Source organism: Methylobacterium platani (assembly GCF_001653715.1).
GTDB classification, from domain to species: Bacteria; Pseudomonadota; Alphaproteobacteria; order Rhizobiales; family Beijerinckiaceae; genus Methylobacterium; species Methylobacterium platani.
Genome location: NZ_LWHQ01000088.1, coordinates 8,201 through 26,376, shown reverse-complemented (window position 1 = coordinate 26,376; position 18,176 = coordinate 8,201). Strand labels below are relative to the sequence as shown.

16 protein-coding genes, 1 tRNA gene and 1 rRNA gene are annotated in these 18,176 nt (G+C 71.2%); 9 read left to right on the top strand and 9 right to left on the bottom strand.

Annotated elements, in window-relative coordinates; genetic code table 11:
- Positions 1–160 precede the first annotated feature (160 nt).
- Positions 161–276: ribosomal RNA gene (gene rrf, locus A5481_RS30325) — 5S ribosomal RNA — on the top strand.
- A gap of 44 nt (positions 277–320) precedes the next feature.
- Positions 321–397 (top strand) — tRNA-Met (locus A5481_RS30320).
- 46 nt (positions 398–443) lie between these two features.
- On the opposite strand, the gene A5481_RS30315 is transcribed toward A5481_RS30320, so the two are convergent.
- Entirely contained in the window at positions 444–1,274 is an 831-nt protein-coding gene (locus tag A5481_RS30315) for a phosphogluconate dehydrogenase C-terminal domain-containing protein (protein WP_048436109.1), read from the bottom strand.
- A gap of 152 nt (positions 1,275–1,426) precedes the next feature.
- Between A5481_RS30315 and A5481_RS30310 the strand changes: the two genes are divergently transcribed.
- Positions 1,427–2,455, top strand: coding sequence for a TRAP transporter substrate-binding protein (locus A5481_RS30310; RefSeq protein ID WP_082173388.1), 1,029 nt, complete (start codon positions 1,427–1,429; stop codon positions 2,453–2,455).
- A 25-nt stretch (positions 2,456–2,480) separates the two neighbouring features.
- Here A5481_RS30310 and A5481_RS30305 read toward each other — a convergent pair whose 3' ends face one another.
- Complete coding sequence (locus A5481_RS30305; protein ID WP_048436108.1) at positions 2,481–3,209, bottom strand: hypothetical protein; 729 nt, start codon at positions 3,207–3,209, stop codon at positions 2,481–2,483.
- Between the two features lie 224 nt (positions 3,210–3,433).
- Here A5481_RS30305 and A5481_RS30300 point away from each other — a divergent pair, with 224 nt between their 5' ends.
- Positions 3,434–3,673 carry a DUF6894 family protein gene (locus tag A5481_RS30300; protein WP_048436107.1) on the top strand — a complete coding sequence of 80 codons (240 nt, stop codon included), beginning with the start codon at positions 3,434–3,436 and terminating at the stop codon, positions 3,671–3,673.
- A 24-nt stretch (positions 3,674–3,697) separates the two neighbouring features.
- Here the strand turns inward: A5481_RS30300 and A5481_RS30295 are convergent, their stop codons facing one another.
- From A5481_RS30295 to A5481_RS30265, 7 genes are all read right to left on the bottom strand, one after another.
- Positions 3,698–4,534 (bottom strand): transporter substrate-binding domain-containing protein, encoded by an 837-nt coding sequence (locus tag A5481_RS30295; RefSeq protein ID WP_053082529.1) that lies wholly within the window; start codon positions 4,532–4,534, stop codon positions 3,698–3,700.
- Positions 4,535–4,707: 173 nt separating this feature from the next.
- The gene (locus tag A5481_RS30290) at positions 4,708–5,577 is read right to left on the bottom strand and encodes a transporter substrate-binding domain-containing protein (RefSeq protein ID WP_167350091.1); all 870 of its coding nucleotides are present in this window, start codon (positions 5,575–5,577) and stop codon (positions 4,708–4,710) included.
- 180 nt (positions 5,578–5,757) lie between these two features.
- On the bottom strand, positions 5,758–6,603 hold the full coding sequence (locus A5481_RS30285; protein WP_053082527.1) for a transporter substrate-binding domain-containing protein: 846 nt from the start codon (positions 6,601–6,603) through the stop codon (positions 5,758–5,760).
- 60 nt (positions 6,604–6,663) lie between these two features.
- Positions 6,664–8,559 (bottom strand): glycoside hydrolase family 15 protein, encoded by a 1,896-nt coding sequence (locus tag A5481_RS30280; protein WP_048436106.1) that lies wholly within the window; start codon positions 8,557–8,559, stop codon positions 6,664–6,666.
- 200 nt (positions 8,560–8,759) lie between these two features.
- The gene (gene msrB, locus A5481_RS30275) at positions 8,760–9,170 is read right to left on the bottom strand and encodes a peptide-methionine (R)-S-oxide reductase MsrB (protein ID WP_048436105.1); all 411 of its coding nucleotides are present in this window, start codon (positions 9,168–9,170) and stop codon (positions 8,760–8,762) included.
- A gap of 88 nt (positions 9,171–9,258) precedes the next feature.
- The gene (locus tag A5481_RS30270; protein ID WP_048436110.1) at positions 9,259–10,419 is read right to left on the bottom strand and encodes a YihY/virulence factor BrkB family protein; all 1,161 of its coding nucleotides are present in this window, start codon (positions 10,417–10,419) and stop codon (positions 9,259–9,261) included.
- Between the two features lie 152 nt (positions 10,420–10,571).
- Positions 10,572–11,228: a GntR family transcriptional regulator gene (locus A5481_RS30265; protein WP_048436104.1), complete on the bottom strand. Its 657-nt coding sequence runs from the start codon at positions 11,226–11,228 to the stop codon at positions 10,572–10,574.
- Between the two features lie 190 nt (positions 11,229–11,418).
- On the opposite strand from A5481_RS30265, the gene dctP reads away from it, so the two are divergent.
- The 5 genes from dctP to A5481_RS30240 all read left to right on the top strand — a co-directional run bounded on the left by dctP (position 11,419) and on the right by A5481_RS30240 (position 17,876).
- On the top strand, positions 11,419–12,456 hold the full coding sequence (dctP, locus tag A5481_RS30260) for a TRAP transporter substrate-binding protein DctP (protein ID WP_048436103.1): 1,038 nt from the start codon (positions 11,419–11,421) through the stop codon (positions 12,454–12,456).
- The gene (locus A5481_RS30255) at positions 12,453–13,094 is read left to right on the top strand and encodes a TRAP transporter small permease (RefSeq protein WP_048436102.1); all 642 of its coding nucleotides are present in this window, start codon (positions 12,453–12,455) and stop codon (positions 13,092–13,094) included. The genes dctP and A5481_RS30255 overlap by 4 nt, the downstream gene beginning before the upstream one ends.
- Positions 13,091–14,443, top strand: coding sequence for a TRAP transporter large permease (locus A5481_RS30250; protein ID WP_048436101.1), 1,353 nt, complete (start codon positions 13,091–13,093; stop codon positions 14,441–14,443). Before A5481_RS30255 ends, A5481_RS30250 begins: the two co-directional genes overlap by 4 nt.
- A 181-nt stretch (positions 14,444–14,624) precedes the next feature.
- Entirely contained in the window at positions 14,625–16,031 is a 1,407-nt protein-coding gene (locus tag A5481_RS30245) for a malonyl-CoA decarboxylase (protein WP_048436100.1), read from the top strand.
- 321 nt (positions 16,032–16,352) lie between these two features.
- The gene (locus A5481_RS30240; protein ID WP_048436099.1) at positions 16,353–17,876 is read left to right on the top strand and encodes a malonate--CoA ligase; all 1,524 of its coding nucleotides are present in this window, start codon (positions 16,353–16,355) and stop codon (positions 17,874–17,876) included.
- Positions 17,877–18,176: the final 300 nt, after the last annotated feature.

Below are 18,176 nucleotides of genomic sequence, written 5' to 3'. Positions count from 1 at the left end.
GGCGGTAACGCGCTGAGCTGACCAGTACTAATCGCTCGATCGGCTTGATCGCTCTCATGATCCGTGTCCGGATCACACAACCACACACGATGACGACGTGACGGGCGGCCCCAGCGGCCGCCGGTCACCATGCTTGCCCGAACGCGACGTGCTTGGCCGGTCTGGTGGTCTGAGCGGGGTGATCAGAACCCGATCCCATCTCGAACTCGGCCGTTAACCGCCCCAGCGCCCATGGTACTGTGTCTCAAGACACGGGAGAGTCGGTCACCGCCAGACCTGCCAAGCACGTCACACCTTCCCTCATCGCGACAACACCCTGGCGCGGGGTGGAGCAGCCCGGTAGCTCGTCAGGCTCATAACCTGAAGGTCACAGGTTCAAATCCTGTCCCCGCAACCAAGTCCCGAAACGCCCCGCCGGCTTCCGCCGGCGGGGCGTTTCGCGTTCAGGTGATCCGGCGGATGCTCTCGACGATCTCGGGCTCGTCGAGGCAACCGAGCCAGTCGTCGCGCATCAGGCGCGGCTTGCCGAACTGGATCGCCTTGTTGCAGGCATCCGAGAACACGCCGTCGACCTCGCCGAAGGTGACCGCCGCCAGGATGTTGAGGTGACCGAGCAGGAAATCGCGGGCGCACACCTCCGGCACGCCGCGGCGCACGGTCTCGTCCATCGCCTCGCGCATCACGGCGAGCAGGGTGGCGCAGACGGTCTCGGACAGGCCGGGCTCGAGGAGCGCCATCTGCTCCACGGTGACCCGGTGCGAGCGCAGGATCGGGGCCCAGATCGCCTTGGCCACGCGCTCGCCGAGGCCGTAGGCCTCCTCCGGCCCCTGCATCAGCGCGTTCACGATCGACTGGCGCGCGGCGATGCCGCCGAAATGGTCGCGGCGCCCCGCCTCCGTCGTCTCGTCGTTGAAGACCGGCGGGTGGCAGGGATGGGTGACGAAGTAGGTCAGGTCCGGCCGCTCGGGCAGATGGCCGGCGAAGGGCGCGGCGGCGTCGAGGATCACCACCATCGTGCCGGGCTTCAGCTTCGGCGACAGAGCGTGCGAGACGCGACCGATCAGCGTGTCGGGCACCGCCAGCACCACCACCTCGGCGCCGTCGAGGGCGGCATCCGGTTCGACGCAGGCGAGACCGAGCTCGCTTTCCAGGCGCTGCCGCCCTGCCTCGCCGATCTCGACGGGGGCGAGGCGGAAATCGGTGCGCATCAGGTTGCGGGCGAGGCGCACGCCCATCTTCCCCCCGGCCCCGAACAGGGCGATCGTCTCCGGCATGGCATTCTCCTCCCGTAGGGCGCCCCCGGCCTCTTCGGGCCTTCTCTCGGGGCGTTCGGCAGACGAGAGTGACGGCGGAGCGGGCCCGGGGCAATCGCTTTGTCGGCCGCGCGGCGACGGGGCGGCGGGCGCGATCGAGGAGGAGGATCGGGATGAGGATGCGTGTCCGGTTTCGCGGGGCCGTGCTGGCATGGTCCTGCCTGGCGTGGTGCTGCCTGGTCGCCCTGCCCCGGCCCGCCGCCGCGCAGGACCCGGCTGCAGGCCCCGGACACGTCTGGCGGATGCCGACCGAGTATCCGGCCAGCACCATGCCGGGCGAGGGCCTCGCCACCTTCGTGCGTCTCGTGGCCGAGCGGAGCGGCGGCCGCCTCGCGGTGCAGCCGAGCTACGATGCCGCGGCGGGACTGCGCTCCGGCGCGATGATCGGCGCCGTGGCGGACGGCACGGTCGAGGCGGCGGATGCCTTCACGGGGCCGCTGGCGGCGGTCGATCCGCTGTTCGGCCTCTCCTCCCTGCCCTTCCTGGCGACGTCGGTCGCGCAGGCGCGGCGCCTCGCCGACATCGCCCGGCCGGCCTATGCCCGGGCGCTCGCGGCGCAGGGCCAGCGCCTTCTCTACGTGACGCCCTGGGCGCCGTCGGGAATCTGGTCGCGCCACGCCCTCGCGCGCCTCGACGATCTGCGGGGCCTGCGGATCCGCACCTACGATTCCACCTCGACGGCGGTGCTCGCCGGGGCCGGCGCGCAGCCGGTGAACCTGTCGCAGGCCGATGCGATCCCGCAGGTGAAGGCCGGCACCGTCGATGCGATGCTCTCCTCCGGCGATGGCGGCGTCGGGCGCCGCCTGTGGGAGCAGCTGCCGCACTTCACGGCTGTGCAGTACGCGATGCCGATCTCGATCGCGGTCGTCTCGGCGCGCGCCTACGACGCCCTGCCGGCGACCCTGCGCGAGGCGGTCGACGCGGCCGCCGCCGAGACCGAGGCGCGACAATGGACGGCGATCCGTACCCGCCTCGACGAGAACGTCGCGCGGATGCGCCGGAACGGCGTCGTCATCGCCGATCCGCCCGCACCCGCGATCGCGGAGGCCCTTGCCCGGGCCGGCGAGGCGGCCCGGGCGGAGTGGGTGCGACGGACCGGGCCGGAGGGCGCGCGGATCCTGGCGGCGTACAGGGAGGAGTGACGATCCGGCGACGCCCGCCCGGCGGTCACGCCGCCGCCCCGGCCCGTCGCCGTCGTTCCGCCTTGGCGGCTTCGAGCCGCATCCCGGCCTCCTCCGGCCCGAGCGCCGGCGCCTGGCGGCCGATGCCGAGGCCCTCGTCGAGGATCGCCACCGCCTCGGCCCAGGCCCCGGGCCAGAACAGGGCGGCGGCCTCGGCCGCGTCGGCGGCGGTCCGGGCATCGATCTCGGCGGAAAAGAGCGCGGCGCGGGCGGCCGCGGCGGCCCTGGCACCGCGGGTCCAGGCGCCCTGGCGGCCGGCCGATTCGGCCAGAGAACCGGCCGACCAGGCGGCGTGGCGAGCGAGCGTCACCGCGCGGGGGAGGTCCGCGGCGGATCGGCAGGCGACGGCGTGCTGCGGCAGCCCGGCCCGCTCCAGCACCGGCGGCAGCAGGCGGCGCACGCCCTCGGCGACGAGATGGGCGATGCGCGCCTCCTCGATGGCGGGCGCATCGGCCGAGCCGGCGAGACGCAGCACGAAGGCCATCAGGCGTGGGCGCTCGGCATCCGGCATCGCGTCGTTGAGGCCGAGCGCGTAGGTCGCGAGCGGGGCGGAGAAGCACGGTGGGCAATCCGCCGACGAGCGGATCGCGCGATAGGGCAGGCCCGCCGCCACCACCGCGGCCTCGTTGATGCAGGTGCCGCCGTCCGGGCCCGGAAAGGCGTGCGAGCCCGGCAGCAGACACCAGTTCAGGATCGGGTCGAACAGGCCTGCCATCGCGTCCTCCACTCCGCCGGGATGCGGAATCTGGCAGGGATTCACGGCGACGGCGAGCCCCCTCGGTCGATCGAGGCACGGATGCGCCGTCGGGAGTCAAGACTGCGGCATCGCGCCCTTGCCCTGGCATGGTTGCGAAACCAGAACATATAGTGAACATTAACCGTTGCGGCCGAACCGGCGGGGTCACGGCCGAGGAGACAGGGCGAGAAGAGAGGATCGGCATGACGCGCTACCGCTTCCACTGCACCAACGGGTCCGAATGCATCCTCGATGCCGAGGGCGCCCTCGTCCGCGGTCCTGCCGGCCTCGCCCGTCGCGCCCGGCAGGTCGCCGAGGCGGCGATGCGGAGCCCGGGCGCCGACGCGGACTGGGCCGAGTGGCGGGTGAGCGTGCACGACCTGACCGGGCGGCGGGTCTGGGTCGAGCCCTTCGTCACGGGGCAGGCCGCGCTCGCGGCTTAGCAGGTTCGTGCGGGACGCCTGCGCTCAATCGCTCGCCAGGAAGGCGTCGTAGACGGCGCGGATGCGCGGCAGGTCGTCCTGCGCCGCCCAGGCCTCGACGATGCGGCGATAGGCCGGGCTCGTCCGCTCGGTCGCCAGCACCGCATCGATGGCCGCCACGACCTCGCGGCCCCAGGGCGTGCCGGCGCACATCACCCGGGCGAAGACCGGCTCGGGGCTCTCGGCGAAGGCCAGGCCCACGAAGGCGTCGGACCGGCCGAGCGCGCGGGCGTTGTAGGCGGCGATGTTCGAAAAATCGACGAGGTAGTCGAGCCGGTCGTTCAGCAGCATCCGGTACGCCTCTCCGAACTCGGAATGGGTCTGCCCGGGCGGATATTGGCGGAACAGCGCGTCGACCGCCGGGGCGATGGCGCGGTCGCGTAGCACGCTGGTGCGCAAGGAGCGGCGCGCGGTGAGCAGGTCGTGCAGGGAGAGCGGCCCGAGCGCCGCGAAGCGGTCCCGGTCGGCCGCGCGCACGACGATGCGCAGGGGATAGAACATCGCCACCGGTCGCGAGAACACCGCGAAGCCCTCGCGCTCGGGCGTCTTCACGCCGCCGACGAAGCACCACTCCTCGCCCTTCTTCAACGAGGTGACGATGCGCGGGAACGGGACGATCAGAGTGGAATGGGCGTATCCCGTCAGCCGGGCGGTCAGGACCTGGCGGATGCGGTCGAAAATGCCGGTGTCGCGGTGCTCGCCCTCGGTCATCATGAACGGCGCGGCATCGTAGACCGCCCAGGTCACCTGCCCGCCCTCGGCCCGCGCCGGCCCCGCCAGAGCGAGCGCGAGGCCGATACCGATCATGGCGCGCTTCATCATGATGGTATCGGGGATATTCCCGCACCGACGACCGGTCAATGCCGGCCCCAAACGCAAGATGAGGTTGGCCGATGCCGAGACGTGAACGAGACGTACCGTTGGCGAAGTAATCGCGCTCCAGTCGCGATGCCGGATTGCAGGCCGATCCGATCCGATCCGGGGCCGGCTCCCGCTCAGTCGCTCGCCAGGAAGGTGTCGTAGACGGCGCGGATGCGCGGCAGGTCCTCGTCCGCGGCCCAGGCCTCGACGATGCCGCGATAGGCCGGGCTCGCCCGCTCGGCCGCCAGCACCGCGTCGATGCGGGCCACCACCTCGCGGCCCCAGGGCGTGCCGGCGCACATCACCCGGGGAAAGACCGGCACCCGGTTCTCCTCCGCGAAGGGGAAGCCCACGAAGGCCCCCGGCGCCCCGAGATAGCGGGCGTGATAGGCGGCGATGCTGGAGAACTCGACGAGGTAGTCGAGCCGGTCGTTCAGCAGCATCCGGAACGCCTCGCCGAACTCGGAATAGGTCTGTCCCGGCGGGTATTGCTGGAACAGCGCGTCGGCCGCCGGGGCAAGCGCGCGGTAGCGCAAGACGCTGGTGCGCAAGTCGCGGTGCTTCGTCAGCAGGTCGCGCAGGGAGAGCGGCCCGAGCGCCTCGAAGCGGGCGCGGTTCGGCGCACGCACGACGATGCGCAGGGGATAGAACATCGCCACCGGCCGCGAGAACACCGCGAAAGCCTCGCGGTCGGGCGCCTTGACCCCGCCGACGAAGCACCATTCCGCCCCGCTCTTGAGCGAGGTGAGGATGCGCGGGAACGGCACCGTCATCGTGGAATGGCGGTAGTCGCTCAACCGGGCGGTGAGGAGCCGGCGGATCCGGTCGGAGATGCCGTTGTCGCGGTTCTTGCCGTCGACGATCGTGTAGGGCGGCGCGTCGAAGACCGTCCAAGTAATCTGCTTGGTAATCTGCTTGGTGATCTGCTCGTCTTCGGCCCGTGCCGGCCCCGTCAAGGCGAGCGCGACGACCAGACCGGCGAGACCGCACCACTTGACCATCATGGTTCCCGCCCAGTCCCTCGGCCCGCGATACGTCATTGCGTGTCGCCCCTTCAAGATCGCGTTAATCGCCCTCGGACCCGTCCGCGACACATCTTCGGCGCGTCCGCCGTGGTCGATCCGCAATGCGGGATCGACGGCGACGCCATCTCCCGTCCGACGCCCGGCCCTTTCGCCGCTCGCTCAGTCGCTCGCCAGGAAGGCGTCGTAGACGGCGCGGATGCGCGGCAGGTCGTCCTGCGCCGCCCAGGCCTCGACGATGCGGCGATAGGCCGGGCTCGTCCGCTCGGTCGCCAGCACCGCATCGATGGCCGCCACGACCTCCCGGCCCCAGGGCGTGCCGGCGCACATCACCCGGGCGAAGACCGGCTCGGGGCTCTCGGCGAAGGCCAGGCCCACGAAGGCGTCGGACCGGCCGAGCGCGCGGGCGGTGTAGGTCGTGATGCTGGAGAAATCGACGAGGTAGTCGAGCCGGTCGGTCAGCAACATGCGGTACGCTTCGATGAAGCGCGCATAGGTCTGCCCGGGCGGATACTGGCGGAACAGCGCGTCGACCGCCGGGGCGATGGCGCGGTCGCGCAGCACGCTGGTGCGCAGGGAGCGGCGCGCGGTGAGCAGGTCGTGCAGGGAGAGCGGCCCGAGCGCCGCGAAGCGGTCCCGGTCGGCCGCGCGCACGACGATGCGCAGGGGATAGAACATCGCCACCGGCCGCGAGAACACCGCGAAGCCCTCGCGCTCGGGCGTCTTCACGCCGCCGACGAAGCACCACTCCTCGCCGGCCTTCAGCGAGGCGACGATGCGCGGGAACGGCACCGTCACGCTCGTCACGGCGTAGTCGGTCAGGCGGGCGGCCAGGACCTCGCGGATGCGGTCGAAGATGCCGGTGCCGCGGTTCTCGCCGTCGATGATCGTGAAGGGCGGCGCATCGAAGATCGACCAGACCAGCGGCTTGCCCCCGGCCAGGGCCGGGCCCTGGGCGACGAGGCCGAGCGCGACGGCCAGACCGGCGAGACCGCGCCGCTTCCCCATGACGTCTCCCGCAGCCGCGCCCGTTCAACGCCCCATGCCGGCAGTCCCTTCAAGATCGGGTTAATCCTGCGCGGGCCCATCGACCGGCGCCCCCGCCTCTCGCTCGCGCCCCTCCCGCGGCTGCGCCGGAGGCACGATCCAGGGCACCCGGCGCCAGCGCGTCTCGCGCAGGGTGCGGTCGGCATAGGTGCCGGCCACCGCCTCGCGTCCGCCCTGGGCGGCGAGGTCGAGGACGAGGGCGCTGTGGATGAAAGCGAGGTGGCTGAAGGCCTGCGGGAAGTTGCCCAGGAAGGTGCGGTCCTCCGCCACCTCCTCGGCGTAGAGGCCGACATCGTTCTGCAGCGCCCGCAGGGCGTCGAAGCGGGTGCGCGCCTCCTCGGTCCGGCCGAGCCAGGCCAGCGCGTCGACGAGCCAGAAGGCGCAGATCAGGAAGGTGCCCTCGTGGCCGGGCAGTCCGTCGTCGTTGCGATAGCGGTAGACCAGCGGGCCGTGGCCGAGGCGGGCGATCACCACCTCGACCGTGCGGGTAAAGACCGCCTCGTCGACCGGGAAGCCGACCATCGGGGCGATCAGCAGGGCCGCGTCGGGATCGTCGGCGCCGATATATTGCGGGTAGTAGCCGTCGCGCGGGTGCACCCCCTCACCGTTGACCCGGGCCACGATGGCCTCGCGCGCCGCGCGCCAGTGCGGCCGCTCGCCGAACAGCCGGATGGCGCGGTCGACCGCGACCCAGTTCATGATCGCGGCGTGCAGGTAGTGCTGCTCGGGCTTGCGCGGCTCCCACAGCCCGGCATCCGTCTCGTGCCAGTGGGCGGCGGCGAAGTCGGCGAGCCGCACCGCCTGGGCCGCCATCGCCTCGGGAATCGTGCCGCCGAGACTGCGATAGAGGTAGAGGAGGTCGAGCACCTGGCCGTAGGCGTCGCTCTGATGCTGCTCCGCCGCCTCGTTGCCGTAGCGCACCGGGGCGCTGCCGCGCCAGCCCTCGAAATGCGCCGCCTCGTGCTCGGTGAGATCCGCTTCGCCCGCGATGGCGTAGAGGGGCTTCAGGCCGCCCTCGTCGCGCTCGGCGAGGCCGCCGACGAAGCGGAAGAACGCCTCGGCCTCCGCCACCATGCCGAACTTCTTGAGGACGTAGAAGGACAGGCAGGCGTCGCGGATCCAGCAGAACCGGTAGTCCCAGTTGCGGATGCCGCCGATCTCCTCCGGCAGAGAGGTGGTGGCGGCGGCCACGATGGCGCCCGACGGCGCGTAGGTCAGCGCCTTGAGGGTCAGCGCGCTGCGCAGGAGCTCGTCGGCGAGCGGGCCGTCATAGGCCGCGCTCGCCGACCAGCCGGTCCAGGCCCGGCGCGCCGCCTCCATCAGCACGCGCGGCCGCGCGGTCTCGCGACCGTCGGCGCCGCCGGGATGGAGCGCGAAGGCGTGCTCGGCGCCGTGGGCGATCGTGAACCGGGCCAAAGCCTGCCCGCCCTCGATCGAGAGCGGGAGGTCGGCGACGAGATCCGGCAGCCCCTCGGCCCGGGCGCCGCCCGGGAACGGCTCCAGGCTTGGGAATCGCTCGGAGAAGCCCGCGAGCGGCCGGTAGACCGCCCGCATCGGCACCTCGCCCGACACGCCCGAGACCAGGCGCACGAGGCAGGGCAGGCTGCGGCCGGGCTCCGGCGCCAGCATGAAGTCGTGGACGGTCGCCGCCCCGGCGGCGCAGGTGAAGGTGGTCTCGAGGATGTTGGTGCCCGGCAGGTAGAGCCGGGCGCTCTCGAACGGCAGCTCGGGCGCCAGGGCGAAGAAGCCGCCGCGCCGGCGGTCGAGGAGACGCGAGAAGACCGGCGGCGCGTCGAACCGCTCGAGGCAGGCCCAGTCGATCGAGCCGTCGCGGGCGACGAGGGCGCAGCCGTGGCAGTTGCTGACGAGGCCGTAGGCCTCGATGGGCTGGTAGGGCCGCGCGTCGGGGTCGTGCATCGGGAGGGTGCTCGGGCGAGAGGAACGGCCGGGCGGGGCCCGACCGCGCGGGGCCGTGCCACCGCCCTGCCCCTCGCGCCGCATGCCCCCGCGGCAGGGGACGAATCGCCGAGCCCGCCCGCCGTTCCGGGCCCCGCACGGAAATATTCCGGCGGATGAAGCCGGTGCGGGAAACGTACCCCGTTCCCGTCCCGTGCCGGTCAGTCCTGCGGCTCGAACCCCATCGCCGCGCCGTTCATGCAGTAGCGCAGGCCGGTCGGGGCCGGGCCGTCGTCGAAGACGTGGCCGAGATGCCCCTTGCAGCGGGCGCAATGCACCTCGGTGCGGGTCATGAAGAAGGAGCGGTCCGTCTGCGTCTCCACCGCGCCGTCGAGCGGGGCGTAGAAACTCGGCCAGCCGGAGCCGGATTCGTACTTCGTGTCGGATTCGAACAGGGGCTGGCCGCAGCCGGCGCAGACGAAGGTGCCGGTGCGCTTCTCGTCGTTGAGCGGGCTGGTGCCGGGGCGCTCGGTGCCGTGCTCGCGCAGCACGCGGTACTGCTCGGGCGTCAGCTCCCGGCGCCACTCCGCCTCGGTGCGGGTGTCGGCAGTGTCGGTCTCGTGTCCGGCCATCGGGGCCTCTCCTGGTGGTTCCCGGCTTCCCAAGGCCCCAAGATGGTGGCGGGCGCCGCATCTCGCGAGATGCTGCGGCGCCGCATCCTCAGGCCGGCGCCCCGACCGTATCGGCCATCCGGGCGCGGCGGGTGCCCATCGGCTCCTCGGGACCGGTGGTGGTGTCGCGGGCGGTCTGGTGCTCGAGCTCGGCGTTGATCTCGCCGCCGAGCAGCACGATCGTCGACGAGATCCAGATCCAGGTCATGAAGCCGATCGCGGCGCCGAGCGAGCCGTAGGTCTCGTTGTAGCTGCCGAAATGCGCGACGTACCAGGAGAAGCCGATCGAGGCGACGAGCCATACCACGCCGGCCGTGAGGCTGCCGGGGGTCACCCAGCGCCAGCGCGGCAGGTCGCGGCTCGGGCCGTAGCGGTAGAGCAGCGCGAGGGCGAAGAGCAGCACCGCGAGGAGCGCCGGCCAGCGCAAAAGCGCGATGTACCAGGCCGTCGGGCTGATCCGGATGCCGAAATTGCCGAGGAAGTTCAGCGCCACCGGCAGCACCACGATGCAGCCTAGCGCCACCACGACGAAGACCAGCGCGCCGAAGGTGAAGGTGAGCGAGCGCAGGTTGAGCTGGATGAAGCTGCGCTTCTCCTGCTCCTCGTAGACGATGTTGAGCGCGTCGAACATCGCCTTCATGCCGGCATTGGCGCTCCACAGCGAGATCGCGAGGCTGGTGAAGAAGGTGATGCCGAGCGTGGTGCCGCCCTTGGCGGTGATGCGCTTGACCTGGTCGCCGATGATCTCGAGGGCGCCCGACGGCATCACGCCCTGGAGCAGCGACAGGTGGTCGTTGATCGTGCTCGGATCGGTGAACAGCCCGTAGAGCGAGACCAGCGCCGCCACCGCCGGGAAGAGGGCGAGCAGGGTGTAGAAGGTGACGCCGGCCGCCACCGACAGCACCCGGTCCTTCTGGAACTCGAGGTAGACGCGGTAGAGCACGTCCTTCCAGCCCTTGGCCGGGATCTCGGTCGGCGTCTCGGCCTTGCGCCCGCGATCGACCTCGGTGTCGGCGACCCACTGGGCCGGGCGCCCCGAATACGACTTGGCGCCGGCGCCGAGATGCCGGGTCGGGTCGGGCGCGGCGTCCTGCACCCCGTCGGGCCGGCGCGCGGTGACGAGGCGCACCAGGGCGATGCCGAGAAAGACGGTCCACAGGGTCGAGGTCACGCCGGACGGGGCGGAACCGGAACGGGGTTCGGGCGGCATCGCGACACCGGAAAGCAGGAGGATCTCGGCAGGCGCCCGCAAGCGTGGGCGCTCCGGTTCACAACGTGGCGTCCCGGGGGTCGTTCCGAGTCGACGAAACGAGCGCGAGGTCAAGGGGTTGACCCGGGTCGGCGGATTGCCCTGGGTCAAGGTCAGGCCGCCGCGCTGCCGCCCGGCAGGCTGCGGATCAGCTCCGAGAACCGGTCGCCCTGCACCAGCACGTGGGCGCGCAGGCGCTCGCCTGCGAGTGCCTCGTCCCCGGCCAGGATCGCCTCGACCGCCCCCTCGTGCTCGGCGAGCGACTGGCGCAGCCGGTTGCGGCCCCGCAGCTGGATGCGCCGGAACGGCGCCAGGCGCCGGCTCAAGGTGACGGCCTGCTCGCACAGGAAGCCGTTGCGCGAGGCCCGGTAGATCACCGCGTGGAACACCGCGTTCTCGGCGTAGTAGGCCTCGGTGTCGCCCGTGGCGGCGGCCGCCCGGCAGGATTCGAGCGCCGCGACGAGGTCGCGCTGGTCCTCGTCGGTCAGCCGCCGTGCGGCGAGGCGCCCGCAGGCAGCCTCCAGCTCCGCCATCGTCTCGAACATCTCCAGCAGCCGGGCCGGCTCGGGCGTGCTCACCACGGCGCCGCGGCGGGGCTTGACCTCGATCAGGCCGGCGACGGCGAGCTGCAGCAGGGCCTCGCGGATCGGCGTGCGCGAGACCCCGAACCGGGCGGCGAGCTGGACCTCGTCGAGCCGGTCGCCGGGCCGCAGGACCCCGTCGACGATCTCGTCCTCGATCGTGCGCCGCAACCGCTGGGCGTGGCTCATGAAGCGTCGCTCTTGAAGCGTGACTCTCGGAGGGGTCCGGCATCCACCATCGGCGAGTATGCACGCCGATTGACAAAATATACAAGATCGGGGTCTTCTGAGTGCAGCAGGCGGCAGGGCAACAACCTGACCGTGCGACAGCATCGAGAAGCGGGGGCCTCGGACCCCTGCCCCGTCCAGAGGAAACGCCATGGCTCCCACCCGCCGCACCCGGTTGTCCCGTCGTTCCCTGCTGGCCGCCGGCCTCGCGGCCCCCGCGCTGATCGGCCTCGGGCGCGCCGCGCAGGCCGCCACGATCCTGAAGCTGTCGCACCAGTTCCCGGGCGGCACGATCGACGAGGGCGACTTCCGCGACCGGATGTGCCGCAAGTTCGCCGCCGCCGTGAAGGAGCGCTCGAAGGGCGCGATCGAGGTGCAGGTCTATCCGGGCTCGTCCCTGATGAAGACCAACGCCCAGTTCAGCGCGATGCGCAAAGGGGCTCTCGACATGAGCCTCTACCCCCTGCCCTATGCCGGCGGCGAGGTGCCGGAGACCAATATCGGCCTGATGCCGGCGCTGGTGACCTCCTACCCGCAGGCGATGGCCTGGAAGTCGGCGCCGGTCGGCCGCAAGCTGACCGAGATCCTGCTCGCCAAGAACATCGTGCTCGTCTCCTGGGTCTGGCAGGCCGGCGGCGTCGCCAGCCGCGAGCGTCCCCTGGTGCGACCGGAGGACGCCAAGGGCCTGAAGGTCCGCGGCGGCTCGCGCGAGATGGACCTGATGATGAAGGCCGCCGGCGCCGCGACGCTCAGCCTGCCGTCGAACGAATCCTACGCGGCGATGCAGACCGGCGCCTGCGACGCGGTCATCACCTCCTCGACCAGCCTGATCTCGTTCCGGCTGGAAGAACTGGCGAAGTCGCTCACCTCGGGCCGCGGCCGCTCGTACTGGTTCATGCTCGAGCCGATCATGATGTCGAAGAGCGTGTTCGACGGCCTTCCGAAGGACCAGCAGGAGCTGATCATGGCGGTGGGCGCCGAGCTCGAATCCTTCGGCCAGGAGGGCGCGCAAGCCGACGACATCCGGGTCGAGCGGATCTTCGGGAAGGCCGGCGCCAAGGTCGAGACCCTCGACGAGGCGAGCTTGAGCCGCTGGCGCGACATCGCCCGCGACTCGGCCTGGAAGGACTACGCGGCGAAGTCCTCGTCCTGCGCCGAGATGCTGAAGCTCGCGGAGGCGGTCGCGTGAGCCACGCCTTCGACGCGGCCTCGGCGGCCGCGGAGCCGGACCGCCCGGGCGCGCGGGCCCGCCTGCCCGGGCCGCTCGCGGCGGTTCAAGCCGCGATGGGCGGCCTCAACCGGCTGATCCTGCTGATGGGCGGCGTCGCCCTCGTCGCCGCCTGCCTGGTGCTGAGCTACAGCGTCGTCATCCGCTACGTCCTCAAGGTCCCGACCGAGTGGCAGGACGAAACGGCGGTGTTCCTCATCGTCGGCGCCACCTTCCTGTCGGCGGCCGGTGTCCAGGCGCGGCGCGGCCACGTCGCCATCGAGGCGCTGACCGGGCTGCTCTCGCCGCGGGCCAACCGCCTGCGCCTCGTCTTCGCCGACGTCGTCAGCCTCGGCTTCGTGGCGTTCTTCGCCTGGAAGAGCTGGACCCTGCTGCACGAGGCCTGGGTCGACGGCCAGATCTCGCAATCGACCTGGGGACCGCCGCTCTGGATCCCCTACTCGCTGATGGCGGTCGGCATGACGCTCCTGGCGCTGCAGTTCCTGCTCCAGATCGCCGAGGCGATCGCCCGCGGGCCCGAGGCCGCCGGCTTCGCGGACCCGAAGGTCGGCCTCGGGGCGGACCTCGAAGATGCCAGGAAGAAGGACGCCGCCCGATGAGCACCGCGATCATCGGCACGCTCTACGCGGGCGCGACGCTCGGCGCGATGCTCGCCGGCATCCCGATCGCCTTCGCGCTCGGCGCGGTGGCGCTCGTCTTCATGCTGGCCTTCATGCCGGGCGCCTCCCTCGATACGGTGGCGCAGAACGTCTACGAGGAGATGGCCTCGATCACGCTCCTGTCGATCCCGCTCTTCATCCTGAAGGGCGCGGCGATCGGCCGGTCGAAGGCGGGCCAGGATCTCTACTCGGCGATGCATGCCTGGATGCACAAGATCCCGGGCGGCCTCGGCATCGCCAACGTCTTCGCCTGCGCGCTGTTCGCCGCCATGGCGGGATCGAGCCCGGCGACCTGCTCGGCGATCGGCTCGGCCGGTATCCCGGAGATGCGCCGGCGCGGCTATTCCGGCGGGTTCGCCGCCGGCATCATCGCGGCGGGCGGCACGCTCGGCATCCTGCTGCCGCCCTCGATCACCATGATCCTCTACGCGGTGGCGGCCGAGCAGTCGCTCGGGCGGCTCTTCCTCGCCGGCATCGGCCCGGGGCTGCTGCTGGTGATGCTGTTCGCCGGCTACGCCGCCTGGCGCTTCCGGCGCGAATTCGCCATGGCGCGGGCGGCCTACGTCACCGGCGGGCCCGAGCACCCGATCCTGGCGCAAGACCGCTACTCGATGGCGGAGCGCTTCTCGACCCTGCCGCGGGTGCTGCCCTTCGTGGTGCTGCTCACCGGCGTGATGGTGGCGCTCTACGGCGGCTACGCCACGCCCTCCGAGACGGCGGGCCTCGGCGGCCTCCTGGCGCTGGCGCTGATCGCGGCGATCTACGGGGTGTGGCGGGCTGGTGACGTCAGCCCGATCCTGACCGCGACTTTGCGCGAATCGACCATGCTGATGCTGATCATCGGCATGTCGCTGCTCTACGCCTACGTGATGAGCTACCTTCACATCTCGCAGGCGGCCGCTGCGGCGATCGTGGCGCTGCACCTCTCGCCCTGGCTCCTGCTCCTTACCATCCTGCTCCTCGTCGTGGGCTTGGGCTTCTTCCTGCCGCCGGTCTCGATCATCCTGATGACCGCGCCGATCATCCTGCCGCCGTTGCGGGAGGCCGGCTTCGACCTGGTCTGGTTCGGCGTCGTGATGACGATCACCATGGAGATGGGGCTGATCCACCCGCCGGTCGGCCTCAACATCTTCGTCATCAAGAACATCGCCCCGGACATCCCGCTCTCCGAGATCATCTGGGGCACCCTGCCCTTCGTGATCTTGATGGCGGCGGCGATCCTGGTCCTCTGCCTCGTCCCCGGCATCGCCCTGTGGCTGCCGGACCTGCTCCTGCCCTCGAACAAATAGTTGCCCTCCACCGAGCGGAGGCGCCACCATGCCCGGGGCGGCACCCGACCGCGAGGCGCGACGGCGACGCCCCACCCGCCCCTCCGCTGCGCAAGCGGAGCCCTATCTACCCAAGGCCGGCGCCGGTCCCGATCCGCGGGACCGGACCGGCGTCACGCAGAGCGATTGTGAGCAGGGCCCCATGGCGGCGATCTCGTTCCTCGGCGACCTCCTCCAGAGCATCTCGGACCGGGGCCGCGGGCTGATCGCCTTCGGCCGTGACGATCCGGCCAAGGCGAGCGTCGCCGAGGTGGTGAAGCTCGCCGAGGACCTGATCTCGCGGCGCGGCGAGGCCTCGGGCGTCGCGCTCGCGCGCATCATCCTCGACCGCTACGACAGCTTCTCCCGGCCCGACCGGCACGAGTTCCTGCGCCGCATCGCCCTCGATTTCGGCGCCGACCACGCGGCGGTCGAGGGCGCCATCGCCGCCTACGAGACGGCGCCCTCGCGCGCCGCGCTGGGCCGCCTGCACGAGGCGGCCGAGCCGCGCTCGCAGGAGCTGATCCGCCGCCTCAACCTCGCCCGCGACGGCACGATCGCGCTGGTGCGGATGCGCGAGGACCTGTTCTCGTTGCGCGAGGCCGCCCGCAAGGCCGACAAGCCCGACCCAGCCCTCGCCGAGGCGGTCGACAGCCTCGATTCCGATTTCGAGCACCTGTTCGCCTCGTGGTTCAACCGCGGCTTCCTGGTCCTGCGGCGGATCGACTGGACCACGCCAGCGCACATCCTCGAGAAGATCATCCGCTACGAGGCGGTGCACGCGATCTCCGGCTGGGACGACCTGCGCCGGCGCATCGAGCCGCCGGACCGGCGCTGCTTCGCGTTCTTCCACCCCGCCCTCCTCGACGAGCCGCTGATCTTCGTCGAGGTGGCGCTGACGACCGGCATCGCCGCGGCGATCGCCCCGATCCTCGCCCATGAGCGCCAGCACACCGCGACCCGCGAGGCGACGACCGCGATCTTCTACTCGATCTCGAACTGCCAGAAGGGCCTGGCCGGCATCACCTTCGGCAACTTCCTGATCAAGCAGGTGGTGGAGGACCTGTGCCGCGAGATGCCGGCGCTGAAGACCTTCGTGACGCTGTCGCCGGTGCCGACCTTCCGCACTTGGCTCGACCGCGAGCGCCGCTCGGACGCGCCGCAGGGGCTCACCCGCGAGGACGTCGAGACCCTGCGCGCCCTCGACCAGCCGGACTGGCACGCCGACAAGGCCAAGGCCGACGCGGTGCGGAAGGCCCTGCTGCCGGCCGCGGCCTACTACTTCCTGCGGGCGAAGACCCCGCGCGGCAAGCCGGTCGACCCGGTGGCCCGCTTCCACCTCGGCAACGGCGCCCGGCTGGAGCGGCTGAACTTCCTCGGCGACGTCTCGCCGAAGGGCCTGTCGCAGGGTTACGGCCTGATGGTGAACTACCTCTATGACCTCGCGGCGATCGAGAAGAACCACGAGACCTACGCCAATCTCGGCACGGTCTCGGCCTCGCTCACCGTCAACCGCGAGTTGCGCCAGAACCTGCCGCCGGCGCGCGCGGTGGCGCTGGCGGAGGCTTGAGGGAGCATTCCCCCTCTCGCCACAGATCCCGGGCTTGCCCGGGATCTGCAAGCAAGGAACGAAGTCGGGCGGGCCCGACTTCGTTGCGGGGAGAGGGTTTCGCCCCCTATGTCGGGGGCGACACAAGGCGGCAGCCGCGGGTGAGGGGGAGCCGCCGGAGGAGGTTCATCCGGAAACACCCCCTCACCCTCGCCCTTCGGGCTTGCTGCATCTCCTGAACGGAGACGCAGCCCTCTCCCCGCCCGCGGGGAGAGGAGAGACCCGCGTTCTTCGAGTGGACGGCGTGGCCGCCATCTCGCCGATGACTGAAGAGTTCTTCCCATGTCCAACCACTTCTTCGATATCGTCCGCTCCCGCCTCCCCGCCGATCCGGCGGGCAAGACCTTCCTCGATACCCCCGAGGGCCTGCGCTGGAGCTACGCCGACCTCGTCGCCGAATCCGGCCGCTACGCCGCGGCGCTGGTCGGCCTCGGCGTCGCGCCCGGCGACCGGGTGGCGGTGCAGGTCGAGAAGAGCCCGGCGGTGATCGCGCTCTATCTCGGCTGCGTGCGGGCGGGCGCGGTGTTCCTGCCGCTCAACACCGGCTACACCCCGGCCGAGATCGCCTATTTCCTCGGCGATGCCGAGCCGGCCCTGTTCGTCTGCGACCCGGGGAAGCGCGACGCGCTCAAGGCCGTGGCGGAACAGGCCGGCGTCGCCCAGGTCGGCACCCTCGACGCCAAGGGCGAGGGCACCATGGCGGCCGAGGCCGCGGGCCAGACCGGCGACTTCGCCGACGTGCCGCGTAGCCCGGACGATCTCGCGGCGATCCTCTACACCTCGGGCACCACCGGGCGCTCGAAGGGCGCGATGCTCACCCACGACAACCTGTCGTCGAACGCCCTCACCCTGGTCGAGTACTGGCGCTTCACGCCCGACGACGTGCTGATCCACGCGCTGCCGGTGTTCCACACCCACGGCCTGTTCGTCGCCACCAACACGGTGCTGATGTCGGGGGCCGCGATGGTCTTTCTGCCGAAGCTCGATCCGCCGCTGATCCTGTCGCTAATGGGCCGGGCGACCGCGCTCATGGGCGTGCCGACCTTCTACACGCGCCTCCTCAAGGAGCCGGGCCTGACCCGCGAGGCGAGCGCCGGCATGCGCCTGTTCGTCTCCGGATCGGCGCCGCTCCTCGCCGAGACCCATCGCGAGTGGCAGGAGCGGACCGGTCACGCGATCCTCGAGCGCTACGGCATGACCGAGACCAACATGAGCACCTCGAACCCCTATGACGGCGACCGGGTCGCCGGCACGGTCGGGTTCCCGCTGCCGGGCGTCTCGCTGCGGGTGGTCGATCCGGAGACCGGCCGGGCGATGCAGGCCGACCAGGTCGGGATGATCGAGGTGCGCGGCCCCAACGTGTTCAAGGGCTACTGGCGCATGCCGGAGAAGACCGCCGCCGAGTTCAAGGCCGACGGCTTCTTCATCACCGGCGACCTCGGCAAGGTCGACGAGCGCGGCTACGTCCACATCGTCGGCCGCGGCAAGGACCTCATCATCACCGGCGGCTTCAACGTCTACCCGAAGGAGGTCGAGACCGAGATCGACGGGCTGCCCGGCGTGCTCGAATCGGCGGTGATCGGCGTACCCCACCCGGATTTCGGCGAGGGCGTCACCGCCGTGGTGGTGCCGCGCGGAGCCGAGGCGCCGAGCGAGGCGGCGATCCTGTCAGCCCTCGAAGGGCGCCTGGCCAAGTTCAAGCTGCCCAAGCGCGTGATCGTCGTCGACGAATTGCCGCGCAACACCATGGGCAAGGTGCAGAAGAACATGCTGCGCGAGGAGCACAAGGGGTTGTACGGGGCGTAGGATCCCGGAGCGACCCGTCTGATCGGGACGAGGCCGCCGGCTCTCGCCGGCGTCCTCTTTCATGATCGACGACGCCGCGTGCCACGAGGACATCGCCAGAGCGTGAACGGTCGGCAACCCGGTTCATGTCTCACAGGACTTAGAGCATTTTCCGACGAAGTGGAAACCGGTTCGTCGCAGAAAATGTGGCAAGACAAACACCTAGAGAGTTTCGCGATTGCAACGCGACACGGTACACGACACCGCGACCTCGCCCGACCATAGGGGCGGACGGTCCTCGTGAGCCTCCCCCTTTCCCGG